This is a genomic window from Streptomyces sp. NPDC001985 (assembly GCF_040296845.1).
GTDB lineage: Bacteria > Actinomycetota > Actinomycetes > Streptomycetales > Streptomycetaceae > Streptomyces.
Map to the genome: position 1 here is coordinate 1 of NZ_JBEOYB010000140.1, position 7,924 is coordinate 7,924.

At 70.4% G+C, this 7,924-nt stretch carries 4 protein-coding genes; 3 read left to right on the forward strand and 1 reads right to left on the reverse strand.

Features of this window, described 5'->3' with window-relative positions; genetic code table 11:
• Window positions 1-153: 153 nt before the first annotated feature.
• A complete protein-coding gene (locus tag ABT122_RS32650; RefSeq protein ID WP_351559661.1) occupies window positions 154-918 on the reverse strand; it encodes an IclR family transcriptional regulator in 765 nt (254 codons plus the stop codon).
• A gap of 241 nt (window positions 919-1,159) precedes the next feature.
• On the opposite strand from ABT122_RS32650, the gene metH reads away from it, so the two are divergent.
• From metH to ABT122_RS32665, 3 genes are all read left to right on the forward strand, one after another.
• Window positions 1,160-4,681: a methionine synthase gene (gene metH / locus ABT122_RS32655; protein WP_351559655.1), complete on the forward strand. Its 3,522-nt coding sequence runs from the start codon at window positions 1,160-1,162 to the stop codon at window positions 4,679-4,681.
• Window positions 4,682-4,961: 280 nt separating this feature from the next.
• Window positions 4,962-5,690: an HAD family hydrolase gene (locus ABT122_RS32660; protein ID WP_351559657.1), complete on the forward strand. Its 729-nt coding sequence runs from the start codon at window positions 4,962-4,964 to the stop codon at window positions 5,688-5,690.
• 590 nt (window positions 5,691-6,280) lie between these two features.
• Window positions 6,281-7,870: an ABC transporter substrate-binding protein gene (locus tag ABT122_RS32665; protein WP_351559659.1), complete on the forward strand. Its 1,590-nt coding sequence runs from the start codon at window positions 6,281-6,283 to the stop codon at window positions 7,868-7,870.
• The last annotated feature ends 54 nt before the right edge of the window (window positions 7,871-7,924 follow it).

The window sequence follows — 7,924 nt, forward strand, 5'->3', positions numbered from 1 at the left end:
CGGCGCGGAGGTGGCACGCGGCGAGCGCGGCCCGGCGGCCCGGCGCGGCCGACCGCGCGCGCGGCAGGGCCCCGGGCATCCCCGTGGGCGGCCCGGCGCACCCCCACGGGCCTCCGGGGGCCCGTCCCCGGCCCCACCGGCGCCCGGCGGCGCTCAGAACCGGCCGGCGCCCAGATCCCGCGAGACCGAGCGGGCGCACTCGCGCACCGCCGCCACCAGCTCCGAGCGCAGCTCCTCGCCGTCGCACACCCGCTCCACCGGGCCCGTGATGGCCACCGCCCCCACCGGCATGCGCCGGCGGTCGTGGACCGGGGCCGCGACCGCGGCCACGCCCTCCCAGGTCTCCTCGACATCGGCGGCCCAGCCGCGCGCCCGGGTGAGGGCCAGCCCCGCCTCGAACTCCTCCAGACCGGTCACGGTCCGCGGGGTGAACGCCTCCCGCTCCACTTCGAGGGCCTCGGTGTGCGCCACCGGGTCGTACGCGGCGAGCACCTTGCCCAGCGCCGTGGAGTGCAGCGGCTGCATGGCCCCCACCTCCAGCACCTGGCGGCTGTCGTCGGGCCGGAAGACATGGTGGACGATGAGTACGCCGTGCTGGTGAGCCACGCCCAGATGGACGCTCTCCCCGCTGGAGCGGGCCAGGTCGTCCGTCCAGACCAGCGCGCGGGCGCGCAGCTCGTGCACATCCAGATAGCCGGTGCCGAGCCGCAGCAGCTCCGCCCCCAGCTGGTACCGCCCCGACGCGGGGTCCTGCTCGACGAAGCCCTCGGCCTGGAGGGTCCGCAGGATGCCGTGGGCGGTCCCCTTGGCGAGCTCCAGCGAGGAGGCGATGTCCGACAGGCCCAGCCGGCGCTCCCCGCCCGCGAGCAGCCGCAGCATCGCCGCCGCGCGCTCCAGTGACTGGATGCTCTTCGCCATCGGATCGGCCCTCTCCCACTGCTGTTCGACAATGCTGAACACTAGCGGTCGATGCCGACCTCGGTCAGTGTGGAGCGAGTATCTCGTGGCGGACGGCTCCGCTGAAAGCCCCCGGCTATGGGAGTCCGCCCCGTGGGACACCACCGCCCCCATACGCCCGCTCCGGCTACTCTTGGGTCCGTGCGCCCTCTCACCGGAGGCCGCAAAGCCGACAGCCGTCGCATCCCAGGGAGCTCATTCCATGGCCTCGTCGCCGACCTCTTCCGCCCCTTCCGCCGACAGCCGGACCCGGATCGAAGCCCTCCGCGAGGCCCTTGCCACGCGAGTCGTCGTCGCCGACGGCGCGATGGGCACCATGCTCCAGGCGCAGGACCCGACGATGGAGGACTTCGAGAACCTCGAAGGCTGCAACGAGATCCTCAATGTCACCCGCCCCGACATCGTGCGCTCGGTCCACGCGGCCTACTTCGAGGTCGGCGTCGACTGCGTGGAGACCAACACCTTCGGCACGAACTACGCGGCCCTGGCGGAGTACGACATCCCCGAGCGCGTCCACGAACTGGCCGAGGCGGGCGCCCGGATCGCCCGGGAGGTCGCCGACGAGTTCACCGCCGCCACCGGACAGCAGCGCTGGGTGCTGGGCTCCATGGGCCCCGGCACCAAACTCCCCACACTGGGCCACGCCCCCTACCTCACCCTCCGCGACGCCTACCAGCAGAACGCCGAGGGCATGATCGCGGGCGGCGCGGACGCCCTCCTGGTGGAGACCACCCAGGACCTGCTCCAGACCAAGGCCGCCATACTCGGCGCCCGCCGGGCCCTGGAGACCTCCGGACTGAACCTGCCGCTGATCTGCTCGGTGACCGTCGAGACCACCGGCACCATGCTCCTCGGCTCCGAGATCGGCGCGGCCCTGACCGCCCTGGAGCCCCTCGGCATCGACATGATCGGCCTGAACTGCGCCACCGGCCCCGCCGAGATGAGCGAGCACCTGCGCTATCTGGCCCGCCACTCCCGCATCCCGCTCTCCTGCATGCCCAACGCCGGACTGCCCGTCCTCGGCAAGGACGGCGCGCACTACCCGCTCTCCGCGCCGGAGCTGGCCGACGCCCAGGAGAACTTCGTCCACGAGTACGGCCTCTCCCTGGTCGGCGGCTGCTGCGGTACGACACCGGAGCACCTGCGCCAGGTCGTCGAGCGGGTCCGCAGCCTCACCCCGGCCGCCCGTGACCCGCGCCCCGAGCCCGGTGCCGCCTCTCTCTACCAGACGGTGCCCTTCCGCCAGGACACCTCCTACATGGCGATCGGCGAGCGCACCAACGCCAACGGCTCCAAGAAGTTCCGCGAGGCCATGCTGGAGGCCCGCTGGGACGACTGTGTGGAGATCGCCCGCGACCAGATCCGCGAGGGCGCGCACATGCTCGACCTCTGCGTCGACTACGTGGGCCGGGACGGCGTCGCCGACATGCGGGAGCTGGCGGGCCGGTTCGCCACCGCCTCCACCCTCCCGCTCGTCCTGGACTCCACCGAGGTCGATGTGATCCGGGCCGGCCTGGAGAAGCTCGGCGGCCGGGCCGTCATCAACTCCGTCAACTACGAGGACGGCGACGGTCCCGACTCCCGCTTCGCCCAGGTCACCCGGCTGGCCCAGGAGCACGGCGCGGCCCTGATCGCCCTCACCATCGACGAGGAGGGCCAGGCCCGGACCGTCGAGCACAAGGTCGCCATCGCCGAGCGGCTCATCGCCGACCTCACCGGGAACTGGGGAATCCTGGAGTCGGACATCCTCATCGACACCCTCACCTTCACCATCTGCACCGGGCAGGAGGAGTCCCGCAAGGACGGCATCGCCACCATCGGGGCCATCCGCGAGCTGAAGCGCCGCCACCCCGATGTGCAGACCACCCTCGGCCTCTCCAACATCTCCTTCGGCCTCAACCCGGCCGCCCGCATCCTGCTCAACTCCGTCTTCCTCGACGAGTGCGTCAAGGCCGGCCTGGACTCCGCCATCGTCCACGCCTCCAAGATCCTTCCCATCGCCCGCTTCGACGAGGAGCAGATCAAGGTCGCGCTCGACCTGATCCACGACCGCAGGGCCGAGGGGTACGACCCGCTCCAGCGGCTGATGGCGCTCTTCGAGGGCGTCAACACCAAGTCCATGAAGGCGGGCAAGGCCGAGGAACTGCTCGCCCTCCCGCTGGACGAGCGGCTCCAGCGGCGCATCATCGACGGCGAGAAGAACGGTCTCCAGGCCGACCTCGACGAGGCCCTCCAGGACCGGCCCGCCCTCGCCATCGTCAACGACACCCTCCTGGAGGGCATGAAGGTCGTCGGCGAGCTGTTCGGGTCCGGCCAGATGCAGCTGCCGTTCGTGCTCCAGTCCGCCGAGGTGATGAAGCTCGCGGTCGCCCATCTGGAGCCGCACATGGAGAAGTCCGACGCGGAGGGCAAGGGCACCATCGTGCTCGCCACCGTCCGCGGCGATGTGCACGACATCGGCAAGAACCTGGTCGACATCATCCTCTCCAACAACGGCTACAACGTGGTCAACCTGGGGATCAAGCAGCCGGTCTCGGCGATCCTGGAGGCCGCCGAGGAGCACCGCGCCGATGTGATCGGCATGTCCGGCCTGCTGGTGAAATCCACGGTGATCATGAAGGAGAACCTCCAGGAGCTCAACCAGCGCAAGATGGCCGCCGACTACCCCGTCATCCTCGGCGGCGCCGCCCTCACCCGCGCCTATGTCGAACAGGATCTGCACGAGATCTACGAGGGCGAGGTGCGCTACGCCCGGGACGCCTTCGAGGGCCTGCGGCTGATGGACGCGCTCATCGCGGTCAAGCGCGGTGTCCCCGGGGCGGTGCTGCCCGAGCTGAAGCAGCGCCGGGTCAGGCCCGCCGCGACCGCGGTCGTCGAGGAGCGCCCCGAGGAGGGCGCCGCCCGCTCCGACGTCGCCATCGACAACCCGGTGCCCACACCTCCCTTCTGGGGCACCCGGGTCATCAAGGGCATCCAGCTCAAGGAGTACGCCTCCTGGCTGGACGAGGGCGCCCTCTTCAAGGGGCAGTGGGGCCTCAAGCAGACCCGGGCCGGCGACGGACCCTCGTACGAGGAGCTGGTGGAGAGCGAGGGACGGCCCCGGCTGCGCGGCTGGCTGGAGCAGCTCCACACCCGCAACCTCCTGGAGGCCGCCGTCGTCTACGGCTACTTCCCCTGTGTCTCCAAGGGCGACGATCTGATCCTGCTGAACGAGGACGGCTCCGAGCGCACCCGTTTCTCCTTCCCCCGCCAGCGCCGGGGCCGCCGGCTCTGCCTCGCCGACTTCTTCCGCCCGGAGGAGTCCGGCGAGACCGATGTCGTCGGCCTCCAGGTCGTCACCGTCGGCTCCAGGATCGGCGAGGCGACGGCCGAGCTCTTCGCCTCCGACTCCTACCGCGACTACCTCGAACTGCACGGGCTCTCCGTCCAGCTCGCCGAGGCGCTCGCCGAGTACTGGCACGCCCGGGTCCGCGCCGAACTCGGCTACGGGGGCGAGGACCCCGACGCCGTGGAGGACATGTTCGCGCTGAAGTACCGGGGCGCGCGGTTCTCCCTCGGCTACGGCGCCTGCCCGGACCTGGAGGACCGGGCGAAGATCGCCGACCTGCTCCGGCCGGAGCGGATCGGCGTGGAGCTGTCGGAGGAGTTCCAGCTCCACCCCGAGCAGTCCACCGACGCCATCGTCATCCACCACCCCGAGGCCAAGTACTTCAACGCGCGCTAGGGAGTTTCTTTCGGGTCGGTCGGGCCGGACCGGCGAGGCGCGGTGCCGGGGCTCGCGAGCCCCGGCAAGATCCGCAAGAGACGACCTGGCCGCGGACCGCGGCGGTACGGGAGGGGGCGGCGGGGCCGCCGGGCCGCCGAACGCCCCCTTCCGATTTCCCCGGGCGCTCGCGCCGCCGCAGTCGTACACTTATCGGTCCCAAGCAGGCCGGTCGCCTGTCCCCGCGGGAGAGCCGCGGGGAGAGTCGGCCGGCCTTCTCGTCCCTTCCGGAGGTGTGCCGATGACCAGTACGGTCCCCGCGTCCCTGACCCGTACGGCCGAAGGCCGCCCCGAGCCCGGCCAGGCGGGTGCCGCGGGCCTGGAAGCGGTCTTCCTGGACATGGACGGCACCCTGGTGGACACCGAGGGCTTCTGGTGGGACGCCGAGGTCGAGGTCTTCGCCGGCCTCGGCCACACCCTGGACGAGGCCTGGCGCGATGTGGTCGTCGGCGGCCCGATGACCCGCAGCGCGGGCTTCCTCATCGAGGCCACCGGCGCCGACATCGCGCTGCCGGAGCTGACCGTGCTGCTCAACGACCGGTTCGAGGCCCGGATCGACCGCGGCGTGCCGCTGATGCCGGGCGCCGAGCGGCTCCTCGCCGAACTCGCCGCCCACCGGGTGCCCACCGCCCTGGTCTCCGCCTCCCACCGCCGCATCATCGACCGGGTCCTGGCCTCCCTCGGCCCCGCCAACTTCACCCTCTCGGTCGCCGGTGACGAGGTGGAGCGCACCAAGCCGCACCCCGACCCCTATCTGCTGGCCGCGCGGGGGGTCGGCGCCGACCCCTCGGGGTGCGCCGTCATCGAGGACACCGCCACCGGAGTCGCCTCCGCGGAGGCGGCCGGCTGCCGGGTGGTCGCCGTGCCCTCGGTCGCCCCGATCGCGCCCGCCGCCGGCCGGGTCGTCGTCGGCTCCCTGGAGGAAGTGGATCTCCGGTTTCTCCGCACACTGATCACTCCCATGAACTGAAACCCGCACCGTGCGTGATTCCCGGAAATAGGGAACCCGGGAACCCGTGAAGCCGGGAACGCGAGAAGGCCGGGAGACGACCGGGAACCCGGGGAAGGCGGGAAAGCAGGGAAGTCCCGGGAGACAAGTGGCGAAACGCGCCGGATATTCACCACCTGGCCTGATCCGCGTTTATGCAGGACCCCTCCGATAAGTCACCCGGCGTGACATTCATCACCGAAACCGCCCTGAACCCCACGGTCCAGGGCGGTCGTGGATGTGCCTGCGGCACCCGCATTCGGTGCTTTGTGTCCACATTCATGGAGCCGTGTACGAAACATTCCATGGCATGGCCATCCACACACCGACACAAGTGATCACTGAGCGAATACAGAGCCGCTCAGGCCCGGTGAAGCCGGCCTCTTCGCGCCGACTAATCTCTTCGCGAGTCCTCGCCGCACCACCGACGCGCCCGCGGTCGCAGAACCGCCGCGAAACACAGGACCGGTCGGTCTTCATTCCACGGACCGATCGCGCCGCCCCACAGGGCGGCGCGGCGAAGCCTCCCGTAACAGGCTGTATCCCAGTGCCGGATGAGGAGAACGTCCAGGATGAACCGCAAGACTCTGGTGCTGCCGGCCGTGGTCGGTCTGCTCGCGCCCGTACTCGTCGCCTGCGGCAGTACGGACGGCGGGGCCGGTGGCGGCGACGCCATTGTCGTGGGCACCACGGATAAACTCGTCGCGGACAAGGACGCGCCCGCGCCCCTGGACCCGGCCTTCGCCTATGACACCGGCTCCTGGAACGTACTGCGCCAGACCGTCCAGACGCTGATGCACGCCCCGCGCGGCGGCGGCGAGCCCGTTCCGGACGCCGCCGAGAGCTGCGCCTTCACCGACAACGCCTCCCAGAGCTACCGCTGCGAGCTCCGCGCCGATCTGAAGTTCTCCGACGGCACCGAGCTGACCGCCGAGGACGTCAAGTTCTCCATCGAGCGGCTGCTCGCCATCAACAGCGACAACGGTGCCGCGGCCCTGCTGGCGAACATCGACACCATCGAGGTCAAGGGCGACCACGAGATCGTCTTCCATCTCTCCACACCGGACGCGACCTTCCCGTACAAGCTCTCGACGCCGGCCGCCGCGATCCTCAACGAGAAGACGTACGACGCGAAGAAGCTCCGCGACGGCTTCGAGGTGGACGGCTCCGGGCCGTACACGATGAAGGCGTCCGCCAAGGACGGCGCGATCACCAAGGTCGTGTTCAACAAGAACGGCTCCTACAAGGGCGACCTCGAACTCCGGAACAGCAAGGTCGAACTGCGGATCTTCAAGGACTCCGCGGCCATGACCAAGGCCCTGGAGAAGGGCGACATCGATATCGCCACCCGCGAGATCGCCTCGGACCACATCGCCAAAATGCTGGACAACCCCGACAAGGACATCCAGCTCACCGAGCTGCCCGGCCTCTCGATCCAGTACCTCGCCTTCAACACCGAGCACCCGTCGGTGAAGGACAAGGCCGTGCGCCAGGCCATGGCCGCGCTCATCGACCGCGGCCAGATCGCCGGCGATGTGCACAGCTCCACCGCCGAACCGCTGTACTCCCTCATCCCGTCGAGCGTCAGCGGCCACAAGAACAGCTTCTACAACAAGTACGGCGACCCCAGCCTGAAGCGGGCCAAGGGCTACCTCCGGGACGCCAACATCACCACCCCGGTGAAGCTCACCCTCCACTACGCCTCCGACCGGTACGCGGTCGAGGAGTTCGAGGTCATCCGCGACCAGCTCAACGCGTCGGGGCTCTTCTCCGTCACCGTCAAGGGCGCCGAGTGGTCCGCCTTCCGCGCCGCCGGGCAGCGCGGCGACTACCCCGTCTACGGCCTCGGCTGGGTCCCCGACTTCCCGGACCCGGACAACTACATCGCCCCGTTCCTGGAGAAGGACAACTTCCTCGGATCGCCCTATGTGAGCACCGAGGCCAACAAGCTCATCCCGCAGTCCCGCCGCCAGGCCGACCGCGCGGCCACCGGTGAGATCTTCGCCAGGCTCCAGGAGATCATCGCCGAGGACGTGCCGGTGCTGCCGCTGTGGCAGGGCAAGCAGTACGTCGCCGCCCGCAAGGGCATCACCGGAGTGGAGCGGCTCCTCAACGGCAGCTCCGACCTCCAGCTCTGGGAACTGGGCACCACCGGCAAGTGAGCCGCCGTCCCCGGACGGAAACAGTGGAAGCGGCGGCGGGCCCGGCCCGCCGCC

What these genes read in the sequence shown, in the direction of transcription:
- ABT122_RS32650 (WP_351559661.1), bottom strand. Translation starts at nt 918, where the DNA reads ATGGCGAAGAGCATCCAGTCACTGGAGCGCGCGGCGGCGATGCTGCGG.
- metH (WP_351559655.1), top strand. Translation starts at nt 1,160, where the DNA reads ATGGCCTCGTCGCCGACCTCTTCCGCCCCTTCCGCCGACAGCCGGACC.
- ABT122_RS32660 (WP_351559657.1), top strand. Translation starts at nt 4,962, where the DNA reads ATGACCAGTACGGTCCCCGCGTCCCTGACCCGTACGGCCGAAGGCCGC.
- ABT122_RS32665 (WP_351559659.1), top strand. Translation starts at nt 6,281, where the DNA reads ATGAACCGCAAGACTCTGGTGCTGCCGGCCGTGGTCGGTCTGCTCGCG.